This is a genomic window from Streptomyces antibioticus (assembly GCF_002019855.1).
Classification (GTDB): Bacteria; Actinomycetota; Actinomycetes; order Streptomycetales; family Streptomycetaceae; genus Streptomyces; species Streptomyces antibioticus_B.
Genome location: NZ_CM007717.1, coordinates 5,491,183 through 5,517,639, shown reverse-complemented (window position 1 = coordinate 5,517,639; position 26,457 = coordinate 5,491,183). Strand labels below are relative to the sequence as shown.

General features: G+C 71.2%; 25 protein-coding genes. 18 read left to right on the top strand and 7 right to left on the bottom strand.

All coding sequences use genetic code 11. The features are described from left to right. The first annotated feature begins 39 nt into the window (after positions 1-39). The 4 genes from AFM16_RS25210 (at position 40) to AFM16_RS25195 (ending at position 2,379) form a co-directional block, all read left to right on the top strand. Complete coding sequence (locus tag AFM16_RS25210) at positions 40-357, top strand: hypothetical protein (protein WP_143648432.1); 318 nt, start codon at positions 40-42, stop codon at positions 355-357. Positions 358-505: 148 nt separating this feature from the next. Further along, a complete protein-coding gene (locus AFM16_RS25205; RefSeq protein ID WP_245177796.1) occupies positions 506-1,810 on the top strand; it encodes a hypothetical protein in 1,305 nt (434 codons plus the stop codon). A gap of 43 nt (positions 1,811-1,853) precedes the next feature. After that, positions 1,854-2,123: a type II toxin-antitoxin system Phd/YefM family antitoxin gene (locus AFM16_RS25200; RefSeq protein WP_078634701.1), complete on the top strand. Its 270-nt coding sequence runs from the start codon at positions 1,854-1,856 to the stop codon at positions 2,121-2,123. Then, a complete protein-coding gene (locus tag AFM16_RS25195) occupies positions 2,116-2,379 on the top strand; it encodes a type II toxin-antitoxin system RelE family toxin (protein ID WP_030783763.1) in 264 nt (87 codons plus the stop codon). The genes AFM16_RS25200 and AFM16_RS25195 overlap by 8 nt, the downstream gene beginning before the upstream one ends. A 63-nt stretch (positions 2,380-2,442) precedes the next feature. On the opposite strand, the gene ychF is transcribed toward AFM16_RS25195, so the two are convergent. Next, positions 2,443-3,531 carry a redox-regulated ATPase YchF gene (ychF, locus tag AFM16_RS25190; RefSeq protein WP_078634700.1) on the bottom strand — a complete coding sequence of 363 codons (1,089 nt, stop codon included), beginning with the start codon at positions 3,529-3,531 and terminating at the stop codon, positions 2,443-2,445. Between the two features lie 399 nt (positions 3,532-3,930). On the opposite strand from ychF, the gene AFM16_RS40170 reads away from it, so the two are divergent. After that, positions 3,931-4,431, top strand: coding sequence for a DUF6542 domain-containing protein (locus AFM16_RS40170; protein WP_306293481.1), 501 nt, complete (start codon positions 3,931-3,933; stop codon positions 4,429-4,431). Positions 4,432-4,918: 487 nt separating this feature from the next. On the opposite strand, the gene ppgK is transcribed toward AFM16_RS40170, so the two are convergent. Next, the gene (gene ppgK, locus AFM16_RS25180; protein ID WP_030783755.1) at positions 4,919-5,665 is read right to left on the bottom strand and encodes a polyphosphate--glucose phosphotransferase; all 747 of its coding nucleotides are present in this window, start codon (positions 5,663-5,665) and stop codon (positions 4,919-4,921) included. 29 nt (positions 5,666-5,694) lie between these two features. Beyond that, positions 5,695-6,723 (bottom strand): 4-hydroxy-3-methylbut-2-enyl diphosphate reductase, encoded by a 1,029-nt coding sequence (locus AFM16_RS25175; RefSeq protein ID WP_078634699.1) that lies wholly within the window; start codon positions 6,721-6,723, stop codon positions 5,695-5,697. A gap of 103 nt (positions 6,724-6,826) precedes the next feature. Between AFM16_RS25175 and xseA the strand changes: the two genes are divergently transcribed. The 3 genes from xseA to AFM16_RS25160 all read left to right on the top strand — a co-directional run bounded on the left by xseA (position 6,827) and on the right by AFM16_RS25160 (position 9,036). Then, positions 6,827-8,053, top strand: a complete 1,227-nt coding sequence (xseA, locus tag AFM16_RS25170) for an exodeoxyribonuclease VII large subunit (protein WP_078634698.1) — start codon at positions 6,827-6,829, stop codon at positions 8,051-8,053. 15 nt (positions 8,054-8,068) lie between these two features. Continuing rightward, a complete protein-coding gene (locus tag AFM16_RS25165; protein ID WP_078634697.1) occupies positions 8,069-8,311 on the top strand; it encodes an exodeoxyribonuclease VII small subunit in 243 nt (80 codons plus the stop codon). A 134-nt stretch (positions 8,312-8,445) separates the two neighbouring features. Beyond that, positions 8,446-9,036, top strand: coding sequence for a malonic semialdehyde reductase (locus AFM16_RS25160; protein WP_030783743.1), 591 nt, complete (start codon positions 8,446-8,448; stop codon positions 9,034-9,036). An 80-nt stretch (positions 9,037-9,116) separates the two neighbouring features. Here the strand turns inward: AFM16_RS25160 and AFM16_RS25155 are convergent, their stop codons facing one another. Beyond that, positions 9,117-9,641, bottom strand: coding sequence for a DUF4245 domain-containing protein (locus AFM16_RS25155; protein ID WP_030783740.1), 525 nt, complete (start codon positions 9,639-9,641; stop codon positions 9,117-9,119). A gap of 126 nt (positions 9,642-9,767) precedes the next feature. On the opposite strand from AFM16_RS25155, the gene glpX reads away from it, so the two are divergent. Beyond that, positions 9,768-10,802, top strand: a complete 1,035-nt coding sequence (gene glpX, locus AFM16_RS25150; protein WP_030783737.1) for a class II fructose-bisphosphatase — start codon at positions 9,768-9,770, stop codon at positions 10,800-10,802. 107 nt (positions 10,803-10,909) lie between these two features. On the opposite strand, the gene AFM16_RS25145 is transcribed toward glpX, so the two are convergent. Both AFM16_RS25145 and AFM16_RS25140 read right to left on the bottom strand, forming a co-directional pair. Further along, positions 10,910-11,287: a WhiB family transcriptional regulator gene (locus tag AFM16_RS25145; RefSeq protein ID WP_030783734.1), complete on the bottom strand. Its 378-nt coding sequence runs from the start codon at positions 11,285-11,287 to the stop codon at positions 10,910-10,912. 221 nt (positions 11,288-11,508) lie between these two features. After that, complete coding sequence (locus AFM16_RS25140; RefSeq protein ID WP_030783732.1) at positions 11,509-12,198, bottom strand: DUF1707 SHOCT-like domain-containing protein; 690 nt, start codon at positions 12,196-12,198, stop codon at positions 11,509-11,511. A gap of 146 nt (positions 12,199-12,344) precedes the next feature. On the opposite strand from AFM16_RS25140, the gene AFM16_RS25135 reads away from it, so the two are divergent. The 4 genes from AFM16_RS25135 (at position 12,345) to AFM16_RS25120 (ending at position 18,738) form a co-directional block, all read left to right on the top strand. Beyond that, a complete protein-coding gene (locus tag AFM16_RS25135) occupies positions 12,345-14,012 on the top strand; it encodes a fumarate hydratase (RefSeq protein WP_078634696.1) in 1,668 nt (555 codons plus the stop codon). A gap of 170 nt (positions 14,013-14,182) precedes the next feature. After that, positions 14,183-15,568, top strand: a complete 1,386-nt coding sequence (locus AFM16_RS25130) for a class II fumarate hydratase (RefSeq protein ID WP_078634695.1) — start codon at positions 14,183-14,185, stop codon at positions 15,566-15,568. Positions 15,569-15,653: 85 nt separating this feature from the next. Continuing rightward, a complete protein-coding gene (gene fomD / locus AFM16_RS25125) occupies positions 15,654-16,346 on the top strand; it encodes a cytidylyl-2-hydroxypropylphosphonate hydrolase (RefSeq protein ID WP_051780288.1) in 693 nt (230 codons plus the stop codon). A 286-nt stretch (positions 16,347-16,632) separates the two neighbouring features. Next, positions 16,633-18,738 carry a SpoIIE family protein phosphatase gene (locus AFM16_RS25120; protein WP_078634694.1) on the top strand — a complete coding sequence of 702 codons (2,106 nt, stop codon included), beginning with the start codon at positions 16,633-16,635 and terminating at the stop codon, positions 18,736-18,738. An 81-nt stretch (positions 18,739-18,819) separates the two neighbouring features. Here AFM16_RS25120 and AFM16_RS25115 read toward each other — a convergent pair whose 3' ends face one another. Further along, positions 18,820-21,255, bottom strand: a complete 2,436-nt coding sequence (locus AFM16_RS25115) for a transglycosylase domain-containing protein (RefSeq protein ID WP_078634693.1) — start codon at positions 21,253-21,255, stop codon at positions 18,820-18,822. A 293-nt stretch (positions 21,256-21,548) separates the two neighbouring features. On the opposite strand from AFM16_RS25115, the gene AFM16_RS25110 reads away from it, so the two are divergent. From AFM16_RS25110 to AFM16_RS25090, 5 genes are all read left to right on the top strand, one after another. Continuing rightward, complete coding sequence (locus AFM16_RS25110; RefSeq protein ID WP_030783715.1) at positions 21,549-22,478, top strand: SPFH domain-containing protein; 930 nt, start codon at positions 21,549-21,551, stop codon at positions 22,476-22,478. Then, positions 22,475-22,714, top strand: a complete 240-nt coding sequence (locus AFM16_RS25105) for a type II toxin-antitoxin system antitoxin (RefSeq protein ID WP_030783711.1) — start codon at positions 22,475-22,477, stop codon at positions 22,712-22,714. Before AFM16_RS25110 ends, AFM16_RS25105 begins: the two co-directional genes overlap by 4 nt. A 150-nt stretch (positions 22,715-22,864) precedes the next feature. Beyond that, on the top strand, positions 22,865-23,389 hold the full coding sequence (locus AFM16_RS25100) for a PadR family transcriptional regulator (RefSeq protein ID WP_030783708.1): 525 nt from the start codon (positions 22,865-22,867) through the stop codon (positions 23,387-23,389). Beyond that, positions 23,386-24,075, top strand: a complete 690-nt coding sequence (locus AFM16_RS25095) for an ABC transporter ATP-binding protein (RefSeq protein WP_030783705.1) — start codon at positions 23,386-23,388, stop codon at positions 24,073-24,075. Before AFM16_RS25100 ends, AFM16_RS25095 begins: the two co-directional genes overlap by 4 nt. Beyond that, positions 24,072-26,411, top strand: a complete 2,340-nt coding sequence (locus AFM16_RS25090) for an ABC transporter permease (protein WP_078634692.1) — start codon at positions 24,072-24,074, stop codon at positions 26,409-26,411. Before AFM16_RS25095 ends, AFM16_RS25090 begins: the two co-directional genes overlap by 4 nt. Positions 26,412-26,457 lie beyond the last annotated feature (46 nt).

Here is a 26,457-nt window from a genome sequence, read left to right as displayed (position 1 = left end):
AGCGGCACCGCCAGGAAGCCGGCAAGGTTGGATGACCCCATGGCGAGGCGAAAGCAGGAGACGAAGCGACGACCGCCCTTCGGGATGCCGAAGGGGATCGTCCTGCTCGCGACGCCGGAAGGCTGGCGCCACAGCGTCCACACCCTGGAAGGCGGGACGCTCTGCGGGCGCCTCGCCGACGTTCCGGTCGACGCCGACCCGGCCACGGCACGGGCCGCCACGGCGGCCATGGTGGCGGGACTCGCACGCGACGTCCACGGAGCACGCGTCGACGTGACCTGGGATCCGCCCCGGGAACCCGGGTCCTGGACCGCCCAGGTCACGGTCGCCGAACCCCCGCCGAACGCCGGTGGTTAACGACAAGCGGAACACTGCTGTCGTGATCAACGAGATGACCCCAGACCTTTCTGGTGCTCCCGCCGGCTCCCTGCCAGCCAGAGCACAGGCAGAGCTCGCCGGCACCGCCTGGGCAGAGCTGCCCCACGTCTGTACGGGTCGGCACGGTGTGCCTGACACACCGGACATCCTCGGCAGTGTGCTCGCCACCGACCCGGCCCGCCGGGTACGGGCGGTGGGCGATCTGTATCGGCTGCTCCTCAATCAGGAGCAGGTGTTTCCGGCGACCGCTCCGGCGGCCTTGGTCCTGGCCTGTCTTCTCGACGATCCGCGCACCCTCTCCGAAGACCGGTGGGAGCCCAGGGCCGGTCGGCGGCCGCTTCGCGCCGAACTGCTCAACTGGCTGGCTTCGTTCGCCGACATCGCCCGCCTGGACGTCGAGGACGGCGTCGGCACGGCGCAGAATCTGGCCGCCGCCAGAACGGCAAGGCCGATACTCCACGACCGCATCGCGGACTTCTGCGACGTCGACGATCCACTGGTGAAGGAGGCCGCGCTCGCGGCCACCGCCCTGCTCCTGGCCGACCCCGCCCTCGCCTCGTCCGCGCCCCGGTACGCGCCCGCCGTTCGCGAGGTCCTTGCCGTGAGCGCGGACTCGTACTACCGGTGGATCGCCAGGGAACGGCTGGCTGCCTGGGGGGAGGATGTCACCGGTCTCGTCACTGCGGAGGAGGAGCGCCGCGCGGCCCTGGACCGGGCAGGCGAGCTGGCGGAGGACCCGTTCGGCGGCCAGGAGCAGGAGCAGGCGATCCGCTGGCTGGAAGAGCAACCCGAGGACACCGCGGCTCCGAAACGACTCGACCGCCGGCGTGGGGACCGGACCGCGCCCATACCGGCCGCCGCCCCGCACGAGCCGGCACCCGAGCCGCCCGTGGCCGTCCCTGGAAGCGAGGCGGGGTACCGCGGCCCGTGGCGGATCGCCCGGCAGGAGGAGCGTGCCGAGTGGACGTTCACGCCGTACGTAGGAGTCGGCCCCCTGCACTTCGGGATGACCTTGGAGGAGATCGCCCGCGTCCTCGGTGAAGGACCGGCCGTCTCGTCCTACTCCCACCACGGCGAAGACCAGCAGCTCAACTACGCCGACTTCACCGAGAGCGGGATCAGGGCGCTCTTTCACGACGGCCGCCTGGGGTGCGTCGCCGCAGACGCCCTCACCGGTCCCCAGGTGAGACTGGACGCAGCCCCGCTGACCGGCTGCACGCCTTCCCACGTGGAGGACTGGCTCGTCCACCGCACGACACGGCCCGGCAGCCTGGCGTACAGCGTCGCCGGCGATCCGGTCTTCGCCGACCTCGGCCTCGCGATCCGCTCCCAGCGGGCCGGCGACATCGTCCTGACCCGCCCCCTCTTCCTGCTCCCCGACTGGCTCGACCTGTGGCACGCACTGCCCGGCGAGGAATGGAACGGCTCGTGAAGCGCCGTTGTGTACACATGCGACACTCGGTACCCTTGGGCGCATGACGCAGCCACTGCCCATAGAGTCCATCCGCGATGTCCGGGCGCACCTCGCCGAGGTCGTGGAGCGAGCCGACCGGGACGACGTGCCCACCGTGATCACCCGGCGCGGCAAGCAGGTCGCCGCCGTGGTGTCCATCGAAGTGCTGCGCAAGTACCAGGAATGGGAAGAGCGCGAGATCAACCGGATCATCGACGAGCGCATGGCCAATCCGGCGCGCAGCATCCCGATCGAGGACGTCATGAGGGAGACGCTGGCGCGCAGTGAGTGAGTACCGCACCGTCTTCCGACCCGAGGCTCAGGCTGAGCTTCGCAAGGTCCCGCGCGACACGGCGCTCCGTATTCTGGCCAAGTTGACCGAGCTGGAGAGCGACCCTCTGGGGTTCAACACCACCGCCCTCGTCTCCCAACCCGACCGGCGCCGCCTGCGGGTGGGCGACCATCGCGTGATCTACACGATCGACAACGGTGAGCTGGTGGTGTGGGTGGTACACGTCGGGCATCGTTCCACCGTCTACGACACCTGAGCACCGCCATGGGAACGACGAAGGGGCCGGACTCCCAAGAGCCCGGCCCCTCGTTTCGTCCGCTCAGACGTTGAACCTGAATTCGACGACATCCCCGTCCTGCATCACATACTCCTTGCCCTCCATGCGGGCCTTGCCCTTGGCGCGGGCCTCGGCGACTGAGCCGGTTTCGACCAGGGCGGCGAAGGAGATGACTTCCGCCTTGATGAAGCCCTTCTGGAAGTCGGTGTGGATCACGCCGGCGGCCTCGGGGGCGGTGGCGCCCTTCTTGATCGTCCAGGCGCGGGACTCCTTGGGGCCGGCCGTGAGGTAGGTCTGGAGGCCCAGCGTGTCGAAGCCGACGCGGGCCAGGGTGGCCAGGCCGGGCTCCTCCGCGCCGACGGACTCCAGCAGCTCCATGGCGTCGGCCTCGTCCAGCTCGGCGAGGTCCGCCTCCAGCTTGGCGTTGAGGAAGATCGCCTCGGCGGGGGCGACCAGGGCGCGCTGCTCGTCCTTGAAGGTGTCGTCGGTCAGCTCGTCCTCGTCGACGTTGAAGACGTAGAGGAAGGGCTTGGTGGTGAGGAGGTGCAGGTCGTGGAGGAGTTCGTTGCGCTCGGTGCCCTGGACGATGCCGTGCGAGAAGAGGGTGTCGCCCTTCTCCAGGATCTCCTTGGCCTCCTCGACGGCCTTGACCTTCGGCGCGATGTCCTTCTTGATCCGCGACTCCTTCTGGAGGCGGGGCAGGACCTTCTCGATCGTCTGGAGGTCGGCGAGGATCAGCTCGGTGTTGATCGTCTCGATGTCGTCCTTCGGCGAGACCTTGCCGTCGACGTGCACGACGTTCTCGTCCTTGAAGGCGCGGATGACCTGGCAGATCGCGTCGGACTCCCGGATGTTCGCCAGGAACTTGTTGCCCAGGCCCTCGCCCTCGGAGGCGCCGCGCACGATGCCCGCGATGTCGACGAAGTCGACGGTCGCCGGGAGGATGCGCTGCGAGCCGAAGATCTCCGCGAGCTTCGTCAGGCGGGCGTCCGGGACGCCGACGACGCCGACGTTCGGCTCGATCGTGGCGAACGGGTAGTTGGCCGCCAGCACGTCGTTCTTGGTCAGGGCGTTGAACAGGGTCGACTTGCCGACATTTGGCAGACCGACGATTCCGATCGTGAGCGACACGTTGCGACTTCCCGTAGTGAGAGGGCCAGGGGGCCGGTTCCCGGGGCTTCCCGCCGTGGGGACCAGGGTCAGAGGGCCGGCCGATCCACCAGTTTACGGCGTACCCGGCACCGGGCCGGCGGCCCTGTCGAACGCGCGGCCAACGTCCGCTCTCCGGCGTGTCTGAGGCCCGATTCGCCACATAAAACGACCTAACTTGGTGCAGTGGAGCAACCCAGGACGCGTTCCCCCCACCCCCGACCGCGACGCGGCACCCCGGCGGCGGCGCCGTCCCTTCCGCCCCAGGCGGGCGGGGAGCGGGCGCGCGGACGGGCGGGGAGGGAAGGAAGAGAGGGGACGACGGGGCGAAAGCCTCGCATCGTCCCCAAGGCCGCGCGGCCCGTACGGCCCGTACAGCCCGTGCGCCCCGTGCGGACGGCGGGGGCAGTACCCCGGCCCGCCGCGCGAGGCTCCGCCTCGGCCACCACTGGCTCCCCCCGCCCCCGCCGCCTGCCGAACCCCCGGCTCACCGGACTCGGCAGCGGGCTGTTCTCGATCGCGGTGATGTGCGCCCTCGGAAGCCTGGACAGCCTGCTCTTCGGGGCGTCGCTGACGGTGTACGGCGTCCTGTTCCTGCCCGTCAGCGTCCTGACCGGACTCTGGGTGCGCCCCGGCGACCTGCTGGCGCCACCGGTGGCCATGCCGATCGCCTTCGCCGTCGGACTACTGCCCGTGATCGAGGACGGCGACGGCCTCGGCGCCCGGCTGATGGGCCTGGTCACGGCCCTGGCTACCGAGGCCGGCTGGCTGTACGCCGGCACGCTCGCCGCAGCCGTGACCATCCTCGTCCGCGGCGTACGCAGAGCAACAGCCCGCCGCCGCGCGAACCCCCGCCCCCGACCCCGCATCCGACGCCGCTGACCGCTTCCCCGTACTGCCCTGTGGCGGGCGGCGGCACGGTAATGACGCCCGAGCGCGTCACCGTCATCGCCGCGGGCAGTGCCTTCCCGGCCGAATCCCGGCGGCGGTGGGCCACCTCGCGACCGCCGTCATGCGCAGGGCGCTCGCGCCGCGCCCTCGGCCGAGCACGACACCTCCACCACCGCCACGGCCACCGCCGCGAGCAGCGCCGTCCGTCATCGCCGGACGCGCATGCGCGCACCCCTGCGGCCCTCATCGAGCGTGCACGGCGACGGTCCGATCGCCGCGCGGGCACCCCGCCCAGCCACCGAGGCCGCCGGCTGTTCCCTCCCGGGTGCCACACGTCGTCATCCCGCTACCGCGCGACTCCTCCATCGCCTGCCGCAGCCCGTCTCGCACCCACCCGGCGAGCGCACGCGGGCAAGGCACCGCCAGCATGGGGGGGGGACGAGCCTCCCCGGCTCCCGGACGCGGCCCCCGCGCCCCCTCAGCTCTCCTTGGCCGCCCGCATCGCCGCCCCCACGATGCCCGCGTTGTTCTGGAGTTGCGCCGGGACGATCTCGGCTCGGATGCCCTCGATGTAGTGGAGGAACTTCTCGGACTTGCGGCTGACGCCGCCGCCGATGATGAAGAGTTCCGGGGAGAAGAGCATCTCTACGTGGGCGAGGTATTTCTGGACGCGGTGCGCCCAGTGTTCCCAGGTCAGCTCGCCGTCCTCCTTGGCCTTGGAGCTGGCGCGCTTCTCCGCGTCGTGTCCGTGCAGCTCCAGGTGGCCCAGCTCGGTGTTGGGGACGAGCACGCCGTCGACGAAAAGGGCGCTGCCGATGCCCGTGCCGAACGTCAGCAGGATGACCGTGCCGCTGCGGTCGCGGCCGGCGCCGAAGGCGACCTCGGCGACGCCCGCCGCGTCCGCGTCGTTGACGACGGTCACCGGCAGGCCGCCCAGCCGCTCGGTGAACAACGCGCGCGCGTCCGTGTCGATCCAGCTCTTGTCCACATTGGCCGCCGTACGGATGGTCGACCCGCCGGTGACCACGCCCGGGAAGGTCAGGCCCACCGGGCCGGTCCAGCCGAAGTGCTCCACGACCTGCCGCACGCCGTCGGCCACGCCGTCGGGCGTCGCCGGGTGCGGGGTGAGCACTTTGAAGCGCTCCTGGGCCAGGTCGCCCCTGTCGAGGTCCACAGGGGCGCCCTTGATCCCGGATCCGCCGATGTCCACGCCGAAGATCTGCATGGCCCTACGTTACGACGATCGACTGACAGTCACTCAGTCGGCGAGCCCGCGGGGCCGCTGCCGCCCCGCTCGGCCACCAGCGCCGCCGCCTCCTCGCGCAGGTCGCGGCGGAGTTCCTTGGGCAGCGAGAAGGTGATGTGCTCGTCGGCCGCCTTGACCAGCTCCACGTCCGCGTAGCCGCGCTCGCCGAGCCAGCCGAGCACCTCCTCGACGAGGACCTCGGGCACCGAGGCGCCGGAGGTGACGCCGACCGTGGTCACGCCCTCCAGCCACGCCTCGTCGATCTCGCTGGCGAAGTCCACCAGGTACGCCGCCCGCGCCCCGGCGAGCTTGGCGACCTCGACGAGCCGCACGGAGTTGGAGGAGTTGCGCGAGCCGACCACGATGACCAGCTCCGCCTCGGCGCCCATCTGCTTCACGGCGAGCTGGCGGTTCTGCGTGGCGTAGCAGATGTCGTCGCTCGGCGGGGAGATGAGCTGCGGGAACTTCTCCTTGAGCGCGTCGACGGTCTCCATCGTCTCGTCCACGCTCAGCGTCGTCTGGGAGAGCCAGACGACCTTCGACTCGTCACGGACCTCGACCTTGGCGACATCGGCCGGGCCGTCCACGAGCTGGATGTGCTCGGGGGCCTCGCCGGAGGTGCCGATGACCTCCTCGTGGCCCTCGTGCCCGATCAGGAGGATGTCGTAGTCGTCGTCGGCGAACCGGACGGCTTCCTTGTGGACCTTGGTGACCAGCGGGCAGGTCGCGTCGATGGTGGCGAGCCTCCCGCGCGCGGCCTCCTCGTGGACGACCGGGGCGACGCCGTGCGCGGAGAACATCACGATGTTGCCCGGCGGCACCTCCTCCGTCCGCTCGACGAAGACGGCGCCCTTCTTCTCCAGGGTCTGCACGACGTACTTGTTGTGGACGATCTCGTGGCGGACGTAGACCGGGGCCCCGTACTGCTCCAGGGCCTTCTCGACGGCGATCACGGCGCGGTCGACGCCCGCGCAGTAGCCCCGGGGGGCGGCGAGCAGGACACGGCGGCGGCCAGGCGAAGCAGTCATGCGTCCCATCGTACGGCCGTGTCCCGGGCCTCGGAGTTCCCCTCCGGAGTGAAGCGGGCGGCCCGCACCGGCCTGAGCGGCGTTGTCGGTGGCGGCCGTTACGCTCGGTCGCATGGCTGTGAACACGTCCGCGGACGCCCCACTGCCCGTCGGCCAGGTGTCGCGGCTCATCGGGGGGTGGATCGACCGGCTCGGCGCGGTGTGGGTCGAGGGTCAGATCACCCAGTTGTCGCGGCGCCCGGGAGCGGGCGTCGTCTTTCTGACCCTGCGCGACCCCTCGCACGACATCTCGGTGGGCGTCACGTGCTACCGCCAGGTGTTCGACGCGGTGGCGGACGTCGTCGGGGAGGGCGCCCGGGTCGTCGTCCACGCGAAGCCGGAGTGGTACGCCCCGCGCGGGCAGCTCTCGCTGCGGGCCGTGGAGATACGGCCGGTGGGCGTCGGAGAGCTGCTGGCGCGGCTGGAGCAGCTCAAGAAGTCGCTGGCGGCGGAGGGCCTCTTCGCGCTCGACCGCAAGAAACCGCTGCCCTTTCTGCCGCAGCTCGTCGGGCTGGTGTGCGGCCGCGCCTCGGCCGCCGAGCGGGACGTCCTGGAGAACGCCAGGCACCGCTGGCCCGCCGTCCGCTTCGAGGTGCGCAATGTCGCGGTCCAGGGGGTCCACGCGGTGCCGCAGGTCGTCCAGGCGGTGAAGGAGCTGGACGCACTCGACGAGGTCGACGTGATCATCGTCGCCCGGGGCGGCGGCAGCGTGGAGGACCTGCTGCCGTTCTCCGACGAGCAGCTCGTCCGCGCGGTCGCGGCCTGCCGTACGCCGGTGGTCTCGGCGATCGGGCACGAGCCGGACAATCCGCTCCTCGACCATGTGGCCGACCTGCGGGCGTCCACCCCGACGGACGCGGCGAAGAAGGTCGTCCCGGACGTCGGCGAGGAGCTGGAGCGGGTGCGGATGCTGCGCGGGCGAGCGCGGCGCTGCGTGGAGGGGTTCGTGGAGCGGGAGGAGCGCGGGCTCGCCCATGCGCTGGCCCGGCCGGTGATACAGGATCCGCACCGGATGATCGACGAGCGCGCGGACCAGGTGGCCTCGCTGGCCGACCGTTCCCGGCGGTGTCTGCGGCATCTCCTGGACCGCGCGGACTCGGAGCTGACACACACGCACGCACGCGTGGTGGCCCTCTCGCCGGCCGCGACGCTCCAGCGGGGGTACGCGGTGCTCCAGCGGGCCGACGGGCATGTGGTCCGGGATCCGGCGGAGGTGGCGGCGGACGAGGTGCTGCGCGCGCGGGTCGCCGAGGGCGAGTTCACTGTTCGGGCCGACAACGCCGATCACGCCGACAACTAGGACAGGACGGGACGCATGACGAGGAAGACCGAGGAAGCCCTGGGCTACGAGCAGGCGCGCGACGAGCTGGTCGAGGTCGTCCGCCGCCTGGAGGCGGGGGGCACGTCGCTGGAGGAGTCCCTCGCCCTGTGGGAGCGCGGCGAGGAGCTGGCCAAGGTGTGCCGGCGCTGGCTGGAGGGCGCGCGGGCCCGCCTGGACGCCGCCCTCGCCGAGGAGAAGGAAGAGGGGGAGGAAGAAGGAACGAAGCGGGGGGACTAGCAGCGCCGAGTCGCTGTGAAGCGGATCACGAGCATCCGCATTTTGTTGAACCTTGAACTTCATTCGCGTACGGTCGTAGCCGTCAGCCGGTCCGGTGTTCCCGGATCCGGACGCGTACCCGAGGAAGTCGACAGATGTCTCTCGTTCTTGACCCCGCCGCCCAGGACCTGCTGTTCCGCGAGGCCCGCACCGCGAACACCTTCACCGACGAGCCGGTGACCGAGGAGCAGGTCCAGGCGATCTACGACCTGGTCAAGTACGGTCCGACCGCGTTCAACCAGACCCCGCTGCGCATCACCCTGGTCCGCTCGGCCGAGGCCCGTGAGCGCCTGGTCCAGCACCTGGCCGAGGGCAACCAGGCCAAGACGGCCGCCGCCCCGCTGGTCGCGATCCTCTCCGCGGACAACGAGTTCCACGAGGAGCTGCCCCAGCTCCTGCCGCACTTCCCGCAGGCCAAGGACGTCTTCTTCGCCGAGCGCCCGGTCCGCGAGTCGGCCGCCCTTCTGAACGCCGCCCTCCAGGCCGCGTACTTCATCATCGGCGTGCGCGCCGCCGGTCTGGCCGCCGGCCCGATGACCGGTCTGGACTTCGAGGGCGTCCGCAAGGAGTTCCTGGACGACGACCACACCCCGCTGATGGTCGTGAACATCGGCCGTCCGGGCGAGAACGCCTGGTTCCCGCGCTCCCCGCGCCTGTCGTACGACGAGGTCGTCACCACCGTCTGAGACGGCCGGCCGCACCCGACGGCACACGTGAGGCCCCCGGCGATCGCCGGGGGCCTCACGTCCGTGTACGCGCTACGCGCTCACGCCGTCTTCAGGGCCTTCGCCATCTCCAGCAGCCGTTCGAAGGACGCCGTGCCCGCCACGACCGTCGTGGAGCCGTCGGTGTCCTCCAGGACGAGCGCGTCGTAGCGGCCGCCGGTGTAGCGGGTCCAGGTGCGGCCGTCGATCTCGTCGGTGGCCTTGGTCGCCGTGGAGCCCTGGCTGGCCTCGTCGATGAACCGGGCGCGCTTCTGAGTGGACTGCTCGATCGTCACGTACTCCCCGTCGGGGGCGTGGAAGCCGAGGTGCCAGGCGTCGGAGTCGGCGCCGTCGAAACGGACGGACGTCGCCTTCCAGGTCTCGGGCAGGCCCTCGGGCGCGGCCACCGGGTACGACGCCGCGCGGCGCGCCGTGAGCAGTTCGACGCGGTAGTCGACCCGCTGGATGTCGGGAGCGCGATCGTCGTGCGGGACGAACAGGTAGATCACCCACGCCGCGATGATGATGAGACCCAGGGAGAGGATCATGTCCCGGGCCGACTTCTGCTTGCCGTTCGAACCTGCCACGCCCCTATCGTCGCAGGTGCCCGGTGCGCTCATCCGTGGGGTCCCCTGCTCATTTTGTCGGACTGACGATAGAGTCGGGCCTCGAACCCTCATCCGGCCGTCGTCGTATCAGAAAGGTGCGCTCCGATGACCGAGCATCATCATTTGCCGTCCGAACTCGATGTCCCGTCCGAGGCCCCCGACCGCAACCTCGCCCTGGAACTGGTCCGTGTGACCGAAGCCGCCGCGATGGCCGCAGGCCGCTGGGTGGGGCGCGGCGAGAAGAACGGCGCCGACGGTGCCGCGGTGCGCGCCATGCGGACCCTCGTCTCGACCGTCTCGATGAACGGCGTGGTCGTCATCGGCGAGGGCGAGAAGGACGAGGCGCCGATGCTCTACAACGGCGAGCGGGTCGGCGACGGCACCGGTCCCGAGGTCGACATCGCCGTGGACCCGATCGACGGCACCACGCTGACGGCCAAGGGCATGCCGAACGCGATCGCCGTCCTCGCGGCGACCGAGCGGGGCGCCATGTTCGACCCGTCGGCCGTCTTCTACATGGACAAGCTCGTCACCGGCCCCGAGGCCGCCGAGTTCGTCGACATCGACGCGCCCGTCGAGGTCAACATCCGCCGGGTCGCCAAGGCCAAGCGGGTCACGCCGGAGGACGTCACCGTCGTCATCCTGGACCGGCCGCGTCACCAGGGCCTGATCGAGGAGATCCGGGCGACCGGGGCGCGCATCAAGCTGATCTCGGACGGCGATGTGGCCGGCTCGATCCTGGCGCTGCGCGAGGGCACCGGCATCGACCTGCTGCTCGGCGTGGGCGGGACGCCCGAGGGCATCATCTCGGCCTGCGCGGTGAAGTGTCTGGGCGGCACCATCCAGGGCAAGCTGTGGCCCAAGGACGACGAGGAGCGGCAGCGGGCGATCGACGCGGGCCACGACCTGAACCGGGTGCTGACCACCGAGGACCTGGTCCAGGGCGAGAACGTGTTCTTCGTCGCGACCGGCATCACCGACGGTGAGCTGCTGCGCGGGGTGCGGTACCGGTCGGAGACGGCGACCACCGACTCGATCGTGATGCGGTCGAAGTCGGGGACGGTCCGCCGGATCGACTCCGAGCACCGGCTGAGCAAGCTGCGGGCGTACAGCGCGATCGACTTCGACCGCGCGAAGTAGGGCCTGCCGCGAAGACGGAGCGAAGGCCGAGCAGGGCCTACGGCGAGTGGGGCGCCCCCGGTGCGGAGGGGGCGCCCCACTCGCGTGCCGAGGGGTGGGCGGGAGTCTCAGCCCGCCTGGGCTATACGGCCCGACGTGCGGGCCGTCTTCTTCAGCTCCATGTCGCGGCGCCGGCGCCGGGCCAGCACCACGCGGCGCTCGGCGGCGGTCAGGCCGCCCCACACGCCGTACGGCTCGGGCTGGAGGAGGGCGTGCTCGCGGCACTCCACCATCACCGGACAGCCGCCGCAGACCCGCTTGGCGGCCTCCTCGCGGGAGAGCCGGGCGGCGGTGGGTTCCTTGGACGGCGCGAAGAACAGTCCCGCCTCGTCGCGACGGCACACCGCCTCGGTGTGCCAGGGAGCGTCTTGGTCCCTGTCCCGCGCCGGCACTCGCTGGGCCGGGACGGCGGCGACCTTCAGGGACGAATGCGGCGGTTGCAGCACGGGTCTACTCCTGACGACGGCTTCGCGAGCGAGAGGCGATGCGGCGAGGTGGTGCGGACGAGCGATGCGAAGAGGCGATGCAGCAAGCCCTACCCGCTGTGCGCGCGCCTATGCACTCAGTTCCGAACCACCGGCTTTCGAAGACCGCCGTACGCCGCCCCGCGGACCGCCCGGTTCCGGACCGGGCGATTCGCGACCGTCAACAGTTCACAGGCCGACCGTCAATGGCCCAGATGCCGTCGCAGTTTCTTGTCGACCTTGCGCGAGACACGATCGAGAATGTCCGCGACGAGCTTGCCGCGCTTCGGGCGGCCCTCGACATTGCCCAGCACCGCCCAGCCGTCGACGTAGACGACCGGCGCCTCGGGCGAGACCGCGTCGAGCGTGTCGATCTCGAAGTTGCCGAGGACTCCGCCGCCGGTGCCGTACAACGACACGTTCTCCGGGACGCGGACCTCGATGTTCCCGAAGACGGCGAACGCCTTGATCACCACCTGCTGGTACTCGAAGAGCGCCTCGCTGAGGTCGATCTCGACGCTGCCGAAGATCGCGTACGCGTGGATCCGGCGGCCGGCGCGCCAGCGGCCGCGGCGGACGGCGCTGCTGAACACCGCGATCACGTTGTCGTCGGGGTCGGCGGGGATCGCTCCCGCGGTGGGGCGCGGAGGGGCGGACAGGGGGCTCGCGCGCCGCTCGTGCGCCGCCGGCAGGTCCCGTATGAAGACCTCCAGCTCGCCGACCGTCTTGGCGGCCAGGACGCCTTCGACGCGCTCGGCGTGCTCGTCGGCGGTGAGCCGGCCCTCGGCCAGGGCCTCGCGCAGGATGTCGGCGACCCGGTCGCGGTCCGCGTCCGAGGCGCGCAGTGCGTCGGGGGGCGTGGGGGCGGTGGCGGCATGCTTCTGAAGGTCCACGGCAGCAGCGTACCCAAACACGATAGATCGCGATAGCCCCAACTGAGCCTTACCTCACAAGCTCGCCGTCGGAGGCAGGTTCTACGCTGGTGAAGCCTGCCCGCGTCGGCAGGCGCCGCAGTCCGTCGAGTGAGGAATGGGCGACGATGCCTGAGTTCGCGTACACCGATCTGCTCCCCATGGGAGAGGACACCACCCCCTACCGGCTGGTGACCTCCGAGGGTGTCTCCACCTTCGAGGCCGACGGGCGCACGTTCCTCAAGGTCGAGCCGGAGGCGCTGCGCCAGCTCGCCGCCGAGGCGATCCACGACATCCAGCACTATCTGCGCCCCGCCCACCTCGCGCAGCTCCGCCGGATCATCGACGACCCCGAGGCGTCCAGCAACGACAAGTTCGTGGCGCTCGACCTGCTGAAGAACGCGAACATCGCGGCCGCGGGCGTGCTGCCGATGTGCCAGGACACCGGCACGGCGATCGTCATGGGCAAGCGCGGGCAGAACGTGCTCACCGAGGGCGGCGACGAGGCGGCCCTCAGCCGGGGCATCTACGACGCCTACCTCAACCTCAACCTGCGCTACTCGCAGATGGCTCCGCTCACCATGTGGGAGGAGAAGAACACCGGCTCCAACCTCCCGGCCCAGATCGAGCTGTACGCCACCGACGGCGGCGCCTACAAGTTCCTGTTCATGGCGAAGGGCGGCGGCTCGGCCAACAAGTCGTTCCTGTACCAGGAGACCAAGGCCGTCCTGAACGAGTCCTCCATGATGAAGTTCCTGGAGGAGAAGATCCGCTCCCTCGGTACGGCCGCCTGCCCGCCGTACCACCTGGCGATCGTCGTCGGCGGCACGTCCGCCGAGTACGCGCTGAAGACCGCGAAGTACGCCTCCGCTCACTACCTGGACGAGATCCCGGCCGAGGGTTCCCCGCTCGGGCACGGCTTCCGGGACAAGGAGCTGGAGGAGAAGGTCTTCGAGCTGACGCAGAAGATCGGCATCGGCGCGCAGTTCGGCGGCAAGTACTTCTGCCACGACGTGCGCGTGGTGCGGCTGCCGCGGCACGGCGCGTCCTGCCCGGTCGCGATCGCCGTCTCCTGCTCGGCCGACCGGCAGGCCGTCGCGAAGATCACCGCCGAGGGTGTCTTCCTGGAGCAGTTGGAGACGGACCCGGCGCGGTTCCTGCCGGACACGACGGACGAGCACCTGGACGAGTCCTCGGACGTCGTGCGGATCGACCTCAACCAGCCGATGGACGACATCCTGGCCGAGCTGACGAAGTACCCGGTCAAGACGCGGCTGTCGCTGTCCGGGCCGCTGGTCGTCGCCCGTGACATCGCGCACGCGAAGATCAAGGAGCGGCTGGACGCGGGTGAGGAGATGCCGCAGTACCTGAAGGACCACCCGGTGTACTACGCGGGGCCTGCGAAGACGCCCGAGGGGTACGCGTCCGGGTCCTTCGGGCCGACCACGGCGGGGCGGATGGACTCCTACGTCGAGCAGTTCCAGGCGGCGGGGGGGTCCAAGGTGATGCTGGCCAAGGGGAACCGGTCGCAGCAGGTCACGGACGCGTGCGGGAGTCACGGCGGGTTCTATCTCGGGTCGATCGGTGGGCCTGCGGCGCGGCTGGCGCAGGACTGCATCAAGAAGGTCGAGGTCGTGGAGTACGAGGAGCTGGGGATGGAGGCGGTGTGGAAGATCGAGGTCGAGGACTTCCCGGCGTTCATCGTGGTCGACGACAAGGGCAACGACTTCTTCAAGGACCCGGCGCCGGCGCCTACGTTCACGTCGATTCCGGTACGGGGTCCTGGGCTGGCGTAGGGGCTTCTCGCCCCCTCCGCCCCTTCCCGTCCCAACCCTGGGGGCTAGCGCCCCCAGACCCCCTTTCGGCCCTGAACGGGCCTCGTCCTCAAACGCCGGACGGGCTGAGAAGCTCAACCTGGGCTTCTCAGCCCGGAACAAACGACGGCACCCCCTTCGCTGTACCCCCCATGAGCGACTACCGCATCGAGCACGACTCCATGGGTGAGATCCGCGTCCCGGCGCACGCCAAGTGGCGGGCGCAGACGCAGCGGGCCGTCGAGAACTTTCCCGTGTCCGGGCAGCGGATCGAGCGGGCGCACATCGAGGCGCTGGCCCGGATCAAGGGGGCCGCGGCGAAGGTGAACGCCGGGCTCGGGGTGCTGGACGAGGACATCGCCGGGGCGATCCAGGAGGCGGCCGCGGAGGTCGCGGAGGGGACGTGGGACGAGCACTTCCCCGTGGACGTGTTCCAGACCGGCTCCGGCACCTCGTCCAACATGAACGCCAACGAGGTCATCGCCACCCTGGCCACCGAGCGGCTCGGCCGGGACGTGCACCCCAACGACCACGTCAACGCCTCGCAGTCCTCCAACGACGTCTTCCCGTCGTCCCTGCACATCGCCGCCACCGCCGCCGTCACCCGCGACCTGATCCCGGCCCTGGAGCATCTCGCCGCCGCCCTGGAGCGCAAGGCGGAGGAGTTCGCCGACGTGGTGAAGTCGGGGCGGACGCATCTGATGGACGCCACGCCCGTCACCCTGGGCCAGGAGTTCGGCGGGTACGCCGCCCAGATGCGGTACGGCGTGGAGCGGCTCACCGCCTCCCTGCCCCGGCTCGCCGAGCTGCCGCTGGGCGGCACCGCCGTGGGCACCGGCATCAACACCCCGCCGGGGTTCTCCGCCGCCGTGATCGCGGAGGTCGCCGCGGCCACCGGGCTGCCGCTGACGGAGGCGCGCGACCACTTCGAGGCGCAGGGCGCGCGGGACGGCGTCGTGGAGACGAGCGGCCAGCTCCGCACGATCGCGGTCGGCCTGACCAAGATCGCCAACGATCTGCGGTGGATGGCCTCGGGCCCGCGCACCGGGCTCGCGGAGATCGCGCTGCCCGACCTCCAGCCCGGCTCCTCGATCATGCCGGGCAAGGTCAACCCGGTGATCCCGGAGGCCGTGCTGATGGTCGCCGCGCAGGTCGTGGGCAACGACGCGACGGTGGCCACGGCGGGCGCGGCCGGCAACTTCGAGCTGAACGTCATGCTGCCGGTGATCGCCAAGAACGTGCTGGAGTCGATCCGGCTCCTCGCCAACGTCTCCCGGCTGCTCGCCGACCGCACCGTGGACGGCATCGTCGCGGACCGGGAGCGCGCCCGCGAGTACGCCGAGTCGTCCCCGTCCGTGGTCACCCCGCTGAACAAGTACATCGGCTACGAGGAGGCCGCCAAGGTCGCCAAGAAGGCGCTGGCGGAGCGCAGGACCATCCGGCAGGTCGTCCTGGAGGGCGGATACGTGGAGCGCGGCGCTCTGACGCTCGAACAGCTCGACGAGGCGCTGGACGTCCTGCGGATGACCCGTCCGTGATCCGTTCCGGGACGCTTTCCGGCCACCGGCGAGAACCGTGACGGGGACGACAGCGTCGTATGCCCATGGCACCTAATATCTGTGCATGGCAGACGGTGGAGTGGTGAGGCGCGTGGGAACGGGTGGTGCGAGGGCGTCCTGGTCGCCCGGGGACCGGATCCTGTGGCGGTACCGGGCCAACGGCGGCGCGGGCTTCCATATCGCGCGCCCGGTCACCGTCGTGCGGGACGACTCCGACGTGCTCGCCGTCTGGCTCGCCCCGGGCACCCAGGTGGTCAAGCCGGTGCTCGTGGACGGTACGCCGTTGCACCAGGAACCGCTGCACACCCGCTACACCCGGCCGCGGACCGTCCAGCTCGACCGCTGGTTCGGCACCGGTGTGCTGAAGCTGGCCCGGCCCGGTGAACCGTGGTCGGTGTGGCTGTTCTGGGACCAGGGCTGGCGGTTCAAGAACTGGTACGTCAACCTGGAGACCCCGCTGGCCCGTTGGGACGGCGGGGTGGACTCCGAGGACCACTTCCTGGACATCTGCGTGTATCCGGACCGCACCTGGGACTGGCGCGACGAGGACGAGTTCGCGCAGGCCCAGCAGGACGGTCTGATGGACGCCGCGGGCGCCGACCGGGTGCGCGCGGCGGGGCGGGCCGCGGTGGACGTGATCCGTGCCTGGGGCGCGCCGTTCGACGAGGGCTGGCAGCACTGGCGCCCGGAGCCGTCGTGGGCCGTACCGTTGCTTCCGGAGGACTGGGACCGTACGCCCGCGCACGTGTCCACATGAGACCCTTGATGCGCCCCGGGGCGGGAAACGTAGGATCGTCCTCCGCAAGAGCATGCAACAGCAACTCCCGGGGCAGGCGCCGGGTCTGACCGAACGTCACCGAGGGGCGGCAGGACGTGAGCGAGGGGTACGAACGCACCACCGGCGGGGCCGAGGGCCGCGCCCGGTTCCCCGGTGGCACAGGAACAGCCTCTGACCACGCGGGAATTCCGTTCCGGGGACGACTGTTCCGGGTATCGGGTTTTCTGCGGGACCAACTGCGCGCGCGGCGCGCAGCCCCGGACGGATGGATGCGACACGCGTGACGGAGCAGCCCACCAGCTACGAACGCCCCCAGGGCGTCGACCCCACGGACCCCCGCGGGGCGCTCCTGCGTACCCAGGTGCCGGGTTCGGCAGCCTTACCTCCCGCCGTCGACCGGGCCCAGGGCCGCACCGAGGAGCCCGCGGGTGCCACCGCGCCCCGCGGGAAGGACGGCAAGGGGAAGAACAAGGCGAAGGATCCCGGCGGTTCGGACCCCGAGCACTCCCAGCCGTCGGCCGGCGCCGAGGCGGACTCCCACCGGCCGCGTCCCGCGCCCGAGTCCATCCCGGCCCAGCCGGGCGGTGAGGCGCGCTCGGACCGCCGTACGGGCAAGGGTGTGACGCCCGGACGGCCCACGCCGATGCGCCGGGACGGCGACCGGCTGCGGTTCGTGGGCGCCGCGACCCGGCGGATCGCCCGGGGCATGGACATCGACGAGATCGTGATGGGGCTGTGCCGGGCGACCGTGCCGACCTTCTCCGACGCGATCCTCGTGTATCTGCGCGATCCGCTGCCGGTCGGTGACGAACGGCCGGTCGCCGACCGGGTGATGCTGCGGCTGCGGCGCACCGACCGCATCCCGGAGGAGCGGGACACCGAGAGCGGTTTCGCCGCGCTGGCCCTGCCGCCGCCCGAACCGGCCGAGCTGAACGCCGAGTTGTCGGCGGCCGTCGCCGAACTCTGCGAGGTGCGGCCCGGCGGGGCGCTCGCGGAGGTGCTGCGCGGCGTGCGTCCGGTGTTCGCCGACAGTCCGGCGGCCCGTGCCGCCCTGCCCGAACTCCTGGGCGAGGACAGCACCTTGCAGGTGCCGGGCGGCCAGCGGGCGATCCTCGCACCGCTGCGGGGCCGGCGCCGGGTGATCGGCGCGGCCGTCTTCCTGCGCCGCCCGGAGCGCCTGCCGTTCGAGAACGACGATCTGCTCGTGGCCGCCCAGCTCGCCACGCACAGCGCCCTCGGCATCGACAAGGCGGTGCTGTACGACCGTGAGGCGTACATCGCCGACGAACTCCAGCGCACCATGCTCCCGGAGACCCTGCCCCGCCCCACGGGCGTGCGGCTGGCCTCCCGCTATCTGCCGGCGGCGGAGACCGCGCGGGTCGGCGGCGACTGGTACGACGCGATCCCGCTGCCGGGCAGCCGGGTGGCGCTGGTGGTGGGGGACGTCATGGGGCACTCCATGACCTCCGCCGCGATCATGGGCCAGCTCCGCACCACCGCCCAGACCCTCGCCGGGCTCGACCTGCCCCCGCAGGAGGTCCTGCACCACCTCGACGAACAGGCCCAGCGCCTGGGCACCGACCGCATGGCGACCTGCCTGTACGCCGTCTACGACCCGGTCTCGCACCGCATCACCATCGCCAACGCCGGCCATCCGCCGCCCGTCCTGCTGCATCTGGGCGGCCGGGCCGAGGTGCTGCGGGTGCCGCCGGGCGCCCCGATCGGCGTGGGCGGCGTGGACTTCGAGGCCGTGGAGCTGGACGCCCCGGCGGGCGCCACCCTGCTGCTCTACACGGACGGTCTGGTCGAGTCCCGGCTGCGGGACGTGGCGACCGGTATAGAACAGCTCCGCGAGAAGCTGGCCGCGACCGCGCAGCTCACCGGCCCCGATCACCCGCCGCCGCTGGAAGCCCTGTGCGACGAGGTGCTCGACATGCTCGGCCCGGGTGACCGGGACGACGACATCGCGCTGCTCGCCGCCCGCTTCGACGGCATCGCGCCCAGCGACGTGGCGTACTGGTTCCTGGAACCGGAGGACGCGGCACCGGGCCGGGCCCGGCGGCTGGCCCGGCGGGCGCTGTCCCGCTGGGGCATGGAGGACATGAGCGACTCGGTGGAGCTGCTGGTCAGCGAGGTCGTCACCAACGCGGTGCGGTACGCCTCGCGGCCGGTGACCCTGCGGCTGCTGCGCACCGACGTGCTGCGCTGCGAGGTCGGCGACGACGTGCCGCAGCTCCCCCGGCTGCGGCAGGCGCGGGCGACCGACGAGGGCGGGCGCGGCCTGTATCTCGTCAACCGGCTCGCCCGGCGCTGGGGCGCGACCCGGCTGAGCACCGGCAAGGTGGTGTGGTTCGAGCTGAACCCCGGCTGAGCCCCGGCCACGGCTCGTCTCAAGGCGGTGTACGCGAAGGGCGCCCGGTGAATGCTCACCGGGCGCCCTCCGCCTTGTCCCCTACTGGCCGAACTGCTGGTCCAGTGGGTTTTCCGGTTCTGTGGAGGGATCCTCCGTGCTCGGTTCCGTCGGGGCGCCGGTCGTCGGGGCCCCGGTGGTCGGCTCGTCCGTCGGCGGCGCGGCCGTCGTCGGTGCGCTGGTGGTGGGCTCCTTCGACGGGGTGGCCGGGGCCGAGGGGCTCTCGGACGCGGACTCCGACGCCGACGGGGAGGACGACGGCGTCGGGGACGCCGTACGGACGGCCGCGCCCTGGTCGGTCTCCAGGTCGAACTTGCTGACCTTGGTGGAGACGCCGAAGGTGTACGCCGCCCAGATCTGCGCCGGGAAGCCACCGCCGTTGATACGGCCCGCGACCGTCTTCAGACCCGTCGTCGCACCGGTCAGCGGGACCTGGGGGTGCGGGGGCTTGGCGGACTCGCCGAACAGGCCGACCGAGGTGACCAGATCGGGCGTGTAGCCGGTGAACCAGGCCGACTTGTTGTTGTCGGAGGTTCCGGTCTTGCCGGCGACCTTCTGGCCGTTGCGCAGCGGGTTGTCCCGCACCGAGGTCCGGGCGGTGCCGTCGTCGACCACACCGGTGAGAACCGAGGTGACCGAGTCGGCGGCCTCCCGGCTGATGACCTCGTCGCCGATCGGGTCGGTGTGCTTGAACGCCGGGTAGGCGCTGTTCGTCGCCGACTTGATGATCGCGGGGGTGACCTTCTTGCCGTGGTTGTCGAGGGTGGCGTAGACGCCGGCCATCTGGAGCGGGCTCGCGCCCATGGTGCCCAGCGTCTGCGCGGGCACGGCCTTGAGGTCCTCGGTGTCCATGCCGAGCTTGCCCGCGACCTCCATCACCTTCGTCATGCCGACGTCGACGCCGAGCTGTGCGAACGCCGAGTTGATGGACTTGTTCATCGCGGTCTGGAGGGTGACGTCGCCGTAGTTCTGGTCGTCCTCGTTCTCCGGCGCGAACGCGATGTCGCTGCCGACGACCGGGCGCTCGCTGGTGCCGTCGTAGAGCGTGTCGGCGGTGATCTCCTCGCCGTCCTGCGTCCTGGCGTCCCCGTCGAAGGCGGCGGCGAGGATCACCGGCTTGAAGGTGGAGGCGGGCTGGTAGTCGGTGCGGGTGGCGTTGTTCAGGTAGTGCTCGGTGTAGCCGGCACCGCCGTACATCGCCTCGACCGCGCCGGTGCGCGGGTTCACCGAGACCGCGCCGGCCTGGACGTCGGCGTCGACGGACCGCTTCTTCTTGTCGAGCTTGCTGGTGAGCTGGTCCTTGACGGCCTTCTCCAGGGCCTTCTGCTTCTTCTTGCTGATGTTCAGCTCGATGTTCCAGCCGCCGCGGCTGACCATGGCCTCGGCCGACTTGAGGTCGTCGGCGGTGCCGGTGGCGACCAGTTCGCGGGCCAGTTCGGCGTTGGCCGCGTTGACCAGGTAGCCGGTCTGGCCCTCCTTGCCCGGGTCGGGCTTGGGGTCCTTGGGCACCGGGAACTCCATGCCGTCGCGGTCGGACTTGTCCAGCCACTTCTGCTCGACCATGTTGTTCAGGACGTAGTTCCAGCGGTTCTTCACCAGCTCCTTGCTGGTGTCGGAGGCGACGGCCCAGTCGTACTGGCTGGGGGCCTGGAGCAGTGCGGCGAGGTAGGCGCCCTGCTCGACGGTCAGCTCGTCGGCGTCGACGCGGTAGTACGCCTGGGCGGCGGCCTGGATGCCGTAGGCGTTGCGGCCGTAGTAGCTGGTGTTGATGTACCCGGCCAGGATGTAGTCCTTGGACTTCTCGCGGTCCAGCTTGAGCGAGATGACCAGTTCCTTCAGCTTGCGCGTGACGGTCTGTTCCTGGGTCAGGTAGTAGTTCTTGACGTACTGCTGGGTGATCGTCGAGCCGCCCTGCGCGCCCTTGCCCATGAGGGTGTTGAGGACGCCTCGGGTGGTGCCCTTGAGGTCGACGCCGGCGTCGTCGTAGAAGGACTTGTTCTCGGCGGCGACGAAGGTGCGCTGGACGACCTTGGGGACGGTCGCGAGGTCGACGTTCTCGCGGTTGACCTCGCCGTCGCGGGCGAGGATCGCGCCGCCGTTGTACTCGTAGACGTTGCTCTGGAGCTTGGCCTCGGGGTTGCCGACGGGTATCGGGGTGCTCACGTAGAGCCAGACCAGGGCGCCGATGACGGCCGTGGTCATGATGAGGAACGCGCCGAGGATCTTCTTCCAGGTGAAGATCCGGCGTATGAGGCTCTTCCTGCCGCCGTCCGCGCCGGCTCCCTTGCCCTTCTTGGCGCCGCGGCGGGCGGCCGCGCGGCCGCCGGGGGCGGGGCTCGTGGACGTACCGGTGGAGCCCGCGGCGGACGCGGCCGGCTCGTGCGCCGACGTCGGGGTCTCCGTCCGCGTCGAGCGGTTTTTGGGCGCCGCGCGGCGGCCACCACGCTGTCGCGCTCGTCTCTCGTCCGCTCGTCCCATGAGTCCGCTCGCTCCGCTTCCTACTCGGCAGTCACACCAGTGGCCCGGTGGCAGGTCAGCTCAGAAAGCTAACACCGTCGGCTGTGACGGAGGGCTGTCGAGCCGGGGTCCGGAGGGGGTGAGAATCAGCACCCCGCCCGCCGGAACCGGCGCACCACTCCACCAGTACCGACGTCGGGAACGCCCCAGGGGTTGCGATTCCCCGATTAAGTGATATCACTTAGATAGAACGAAGTGAGCGAGTGGGACGGGATGAAACGGCCCACTCCCATACGAAACGGGGGGAACCACCCATGACCGCAGACACCGTCGCGGCCGCCGCGCCCGAGATGCCCGCCCCGAGAGTCAACGAGTTCCCCGCGCACAGCGTGGGCGGCGGGCTCGCCCTGCTGTCCGGTCTGGTCGGGCTGCTGGCCGCCGCCGGACTGATCGCGCTCGGCGCCCAGGTGGACGCCACCGGCGCCAAGGCCGGGCTGATCGTCGGCGGCATCCTCGTCGGGCTCGCCGCGTTCCTGTCGATGTGCGGGCTGAACACCGTGGCGCCGGGCGAGGCGCGCGTGGTGCAGCTCTTCGGCCGCTACCGGGGCACGATCCGCGAGGACGGCCTGCGCTGGGTGAACCCCTTCACCTCCCGCGAGAAGATCTCCACCCGCGTCCGCAACCACGAGACGGCCGTCCTGAAGGTCAACGACGCCTACGGCAACCCGATCGAGCTGGCCGCGGTCGTGGTGTGGAAGGTGCAGGACACCGCGCAGGCCACCTTCGAGGTGGACGACTTCCTGGAGTTCGTCTCCACCCAGACCGAGGCGGCCGTGCGGCACATCGCCATCGAGTACCCCTACGACTCCCACGACGAGGACGGCCTCTCGCTGCGCGGCAACGCCGAGGAGATCACCGAGAAGCTCGCGGTGGAGCTGCACGCGCGCGTGGAGGCGGCGGGTGTCCAGATCATCGAGTCCCGCTTCACGCATCTCGCGTACGCTCCGGAGATCGCCTCGGCGATGCTCCAGCGGCAGCAGGCGGGCGCCGTGGTCGCGGCCCGCCGGGAGATCGTGGACGGCGCCGTCGGCATGGTCGAGGCGGCCCTCGCCCGGATCTCCGAGCAGGGCATCGTGGAACTGGACGAGGAGCGGAAGGCGGCGATGGTGTCCAACCTGATGGTCGTGCTGTGCGGGGACCGCGCGCCGCAGCCCGTGCTCAACACCGGGACCCTCTACCAGTGACGGTCCCCACCGGGGGCGACGCCCCCCAGGGCCGGCCGCAGCGCAAGCAGGTGCTGCTGCGGCTGGACCCGGCGGTGTACGAGGCGCTGGCCCGGTGGGCGGGGGACGAGCTGCGGTCGGCCAACGCGCAGATCGAGTTCCTGCTGCGCAGCGCCCTCGCCGACGCCGGGCGGCTGCCGCGCGACACCAAGCCGATCCCCCGCCGGGGCCGGCCACCCGGCACCCCGTCGCCATAGGAAGCGGTCGGAGCGTCTCGGCGGACCGCTGTAGCAGAACGGTGACATACGGCCCCCACCTGCGGGGCCGTCCGCGCCCCCCACCCCTCGCCACCGTCTACACACCCCGCGTATACACACCGGGTATACACCGCATGTACAGTCCTCCCCATGTCCATCGGTCACACCCTCCTGGGACTCCTGGAGTCCGGACCCCGACACGGTTACGACCTGAAGCGGGCCTTCGACGAGAAGTTCGGTCACGACCGGCCGCTGCACTACGGCCAGGTCTATTCGACGATGTCGCGTCTGCTGAAGAACGGTCTCGTCGAGGTCGACGGCATCGAGGCCGGCGGCGGTCCCGAGCGCAAGCGGTACGCGATCACCGACGCCGGCATCACCGACGTCGAGCGCTGGCTCGCCACGCCCGAGAAGCCCGAGCCGTACCTCCAGTCGACCCTCTACACCAAGGTCGTCCTCGCCCTCCTCACCCGGCGCGACGCGGCCGACGTCCTCGACACCCAGCGGGCGGAGCATCTGCGCAGCATGCGCATCCTCACCGACCGCAAGCGCAAGGGCGATCTGGCCGACCAGCTCATCTGCGACCACGCCCTGTTCCACCTGGAGGCCGATCTGCGCTGGCTCGAACTGGCCGCGGCCCGCCTGGACCGGCTGCGCGCGGAGGTGACGGCATGACCGCCCCCGAGGGATCCCTGCTGGTCGCCGAGGACCTGCGCAAGGCGTACGGCCCGACGATGGCGCTGGACGGCGCCGGGTTCTCCATCCACCCCGGCGAGGTCGTCGCCGTCATGGGCCCCTCCGGCTCCGGCAAGTCGACGCTGCTGCACTGCCTCGCCGGCATCGTGACCCCCGACTCCGGCTCGATCCGCTACGACGGCCAGGAACTGGCGTCCATGAGCGACGCCGGGCGCAGCAGGCTGCGGCGCTCGGAGTTCGGGTTCGTGTTCCAGTTCGGGCAGCTCGTGCCGGAGCTGACCTGTGTGGAGAACGTGGCCCTGCCGCTCCGGCTGAACGGCACCTCGCGCAAGGAGGCCGAGCGCACCGCCCTCGGGTGGATGGCCCGGCTGGAGGTCGACGACCTCGCCAGGAAGCGGCCCGGAGAGGTCTCCGGCGGGCAGGGCCAGCGGGTGGCCGTCGCCAGGTCGCTGGTGACCAGCCCGCGGGTCGTCTTCGCCGACGAGCCGACCGGCGCGCTGGACTCGCTCAACGGCGAGCGCGTGATGGAGCTGCTCACCGAGGCGGCCCGCTCGGCCAACGCGGCGGTGGTCCTGGTCACCCACGAGGCACGGGTGGCCGCCTACTCCGACCGCGAGATCGTCGTACGGGACGGCAAGTCGCGGGACATGGAGCGGGTCGTATGAACCTGGGGCAGTGGGCCAGGGACCTGGGGATGGGGATCCGGTTCGCCTTCGCCGGCGGACGGGAGGGCTGGGTCCGGGCCGTGCTGACGGCGGTCGGCGTCGGGCTCGGCGTGGCGCTGCTGCTGCTGTCGACCGCGCTGCCGAACGCGCTCTCGGTGCGTCACGAGCGCGAACAGGCCCGGATGGACTACTCGTTCAGCGCGGAGACGCGCCCCAAGGCCGACGACACGATGGTGATCGCCAACGTCGACACCACCTTCCGTGAGAAGGACGTGCGCGGCCGGCTGGTCGAGCCGGAGGGGCCGCGCGCCCCGCTGCCGCCCGGTCTGAGCGCCTATCCGGCCAAGGGCGAGATGGTCGTCTCCCCCGAGCTGAAGCGGCTGCTCGCCTCGGACGACGCACGGCTGCTGCGGGAGCGGCTGCCGTACCGGATCGTCGGGACGATCGGCGAGAGCGGGCTCGTCGGCTCGCGGGAACTCGCCTACTTCGCCGGGGCGACCGGGCTCGCGGCGCATGTCGAGAGCGGGCGCACCACCCGTCTGGACCGGTTCGGCGAGGTGAACCCGACGCCCGAGCCGCCGGATCCGGTGCTGATCCTGCTGAACATCGTGGTGATCGTGGTGCTGCTGATGCCGGTCGCGGTGTTCGTCGCGGCGGCCGTGCGGTTCGGCGGCGAGCGGCGCGACCGCCGGCTCGCGGCCCTGCGCCTGGTCGGCGCCGACGGGCAGATGGCCCGGCGGATCGCGGCCGGCGAGGCGATGGCCGGCGCGCTGCTCGGTCTGGTCCTCGGCACCGGGTTCTTCCTGATCGGACGGCAGATCGCGGGCTCGGTCGAGGTGGCCGGGGTGAGCGTGTGGCCCAGCTATCTCAACCCCTCCCCCGCGCTGGCCGCGCTGGTCGCGGTGGCGGTGCCGGCGGCGGCCGTCGGGGTCACCCTGCTCGCCCTGCGCGGTGTGGTGATCGAACCGCTGGGCGTGGTGCGCACCGCCAAGCCGTCGCGGCGCCGTCTGTGGTGGCGGCTGCTGCTGCCGGTGGCCGGACTCGGCCTGCTCTACCCGATGATCGGCCAGGGCCGGGGCGACGGGGACTTCAACCAGTACCTGGTGGTCAGTGGTGTCCTGCTGCTGCTCGTCGGTGTCACCGCGCTGCTGCCGTGGCTGGTCGAGACCGTGGTGGCCCGGCTCGGCGCGGGCGGTGTCGCCTGGCAGCTCGCCGTGCGCCGCCTCCAGGTGAGCAGCGGTACGGCGGCCCGGATGGTCAACGGCATCGCGGTCGCGGTGGCCGGGGCGATCGCGCTCCAGATGCTGTTCGCCGGGGTCGACGACCAGTACACCCAGGACACCGGACTGGACCTGACACGGGCCCAGATGCAGGTGAACGTGCCGGACGGCACCCCGCTGACGGCGACGGCCCGCCGGTTCGAGGACACCAAGGGCGTACGGAAGGTCACGGCCCTCGGCGAGGGCTACCTCGGCAGCTCGTCCTGGCGTACCGAGGAGGGGCCGAATCTCTCCACCGAGCTGACCGTCGGCGACTGCGCGGCCCTGCGCGAGCTGGCGAAGCTGCCCTCCTGCGCGGACGGCGCGGTGTTCGTCCTCGACGGCTCCGAATACTCCCTGGACGGTCCGAAGCTCGCCAAGCCCGGCACCCGGCTGTACATCGAGTCGTCCTCCTCGGGCACCAGCAAGGAGGCCGTCTGGACCGTCCCGGCGGGGGTCGTGAAGGCCCCGGCGTTGAAGGACCCGACCGGCAACAAGCGCGGCGGGTTCCTGATGACCCCGGGGGCGCTGCCCGACCATCTGCGCGAGCTGGTCAGCGGGCGGCTGTACCTCTCCATCGACGAGTCGGTGCCGGACGCCTTCGAGTACACCCGCAACACCACCTCCGCGGTGGACGCGCTGGCCAGTACGGCGATGTGGTCGGCGACCCGGACCTCCGAGCGCTACGACTCCATCCGCACCGGGCTGCTCGTCGGCGCCATCTGTGTGCTGCTGCTGATCGGGGCGAGCCTGCTGGTCTCCCAGCTCGAACAGTTGCGGGACCGCCGCAAGCTGCTGTCGGCCCTGGTGGCCTTCGGCACCCGGCGGCGCACGCTGGGCCTGTCGGTGCTCTGGCAGACGGCCATCCCCATCGCGCTGGGGCTGCTGCTGGCCGCGGTGGTCGGCATCACGCTGGGCACGGTGCTGCTGAAGATGACGGACACCCCGGTGGGCGTGGACTGGGCGAGCGTGCTGGCCATGACCGGCATGGGCGGGGCGGTCGTCCTGCTGGTGACGGCGCTGAGCCTGCCGCCGCTGGTCCGGCTGATGCGGCCGGACGGGCTGCGCACCGAGTAGCTCCCGGCGTCACGGGCACACGGTCCCTCCCCGCGCGGGGAGGGAC

Excerpts from the sequence above, each read along its gene's own strand:
- AFM16_RS25160 (WP_030783743.1), top strand. The coding sequence starts at position 8,446 with ATGTCTCTCGTTCTTGACCCCGCCGCCCAGGACCTGCTGTTCCGCGAG.
- AFM16_RS25120 (WP_078634694.1), top strand. The coding sequence starts at position 16,633 with ATGGATGCGACACGCGTGACGGAGCAGCCCACCAGCTACGAACGCCCC.
- AFM16_RS25200 (WP_078634701.1), top strand. The coding sequence starts at position 1,854 with ATGACGCAGCCACTGCCCATAGAGTCCATCCGCGATGTCCGGGCGCAC.
- AFM16_RS25175 (WP_078634699.1), bottom strand. The coding sequence starts at position 6,723 with ATGGGACGCATGACTGCTTCGCCTGGCCGCCGCCGTGTCCTGCTCGCC.
- AFM16_RS25100 (WP_030783708.1), top strand. The coding sequence starts at position 22,865 with ATGTCCATCGGTCACACCCTCCTGGGACTCCTGGAGTCCGGACCCCGA.
- AFM16_RS25165 (WP_078634697.1), top strand. The coding sequence starts at position 8,069 with ATGACGAGGAAGACCGAGGAAGCCCTGGGCTACGAGCAGGCGCGCGAC.
- AFM16_RS25130 (WP_078634695.1), top strand. The coding sequence starts at position 14,183 with ATGAGCGACTACCGCATCGAGCACGACTCCATGGGTGAGATCCGCGTC.
- glpX (WP_030783737.1), top strand. The coding sequence starts at position 9,768 with ATGACCGAGCATCATCATTTGCCGTCCGAACTCGATGTCCCGTCCGAG.
- ppgK (WP_030783755.1), bottom strand. The coding sequence starts at position 5,665 with ATGCAGATCTTCGGCGTGGACATCGGCGGATCCGGGATCAAGGGCGCC.
- AFM16_RS25210 (WP_143648432.1), top strand. The coding sequence starts at position 40 with ATGGCGAGGCGAAAGCAGGAGACGAAGCGACGACCGCCCTTCGGGATG.
- AFM16_RS25090 (WP_078634692.1), top strand. The coding sequence starts at position 24,072 with ATGAACCTGGGGCAGTGGGCCAGGGACCTGGGGATGGGGATCCGGTTC.
- AFM16_RS25095 (WP_030783705.1), top strand. The coding sequence starts at position 23,386 with ATGACCGCCCCCGAGGGATCCCTGCTGGTCGCCGAGGACCTGCGCAAG.
- fomD (WP_051780288.1), top strand. The coding sequence starts at position 15,654 with ATGGCAGACGGTGGAGTGGTGAGGCGCGTGGGAACGGGTGGTGCGAGG.
- AFM16_RS25115 (WP_078634693.1), bottom strand. The coding sequence starts at position 21,255 with ATGGGACGAGCGGACGAGAGACGAGCGCGACAGCGTGGTGGCCGCCGC.
- xseA (WP_078634698.1), top strand. The coding sequence starts at position 6,827 with ATGGCTGTGAACACGTCCGCGGACGCCCCACTGCCCGTCGGCCAGGTG.
- AFM16_RS25135 (WP_078634696.1), top strand. The coding sequence starts at position 12,345 with ATGCCTGAGTTCGCGTACACCGATCTGCTCCCCATGGGAGAGGACACC.
- AFM16_RS25110 (WP_030783715.1), top strand. The coding sequence starts at position 21,549 with ATGACCGCAGACACCGTCGCGGCCGCCGCGCCCGAGATGCCCGCCCCG.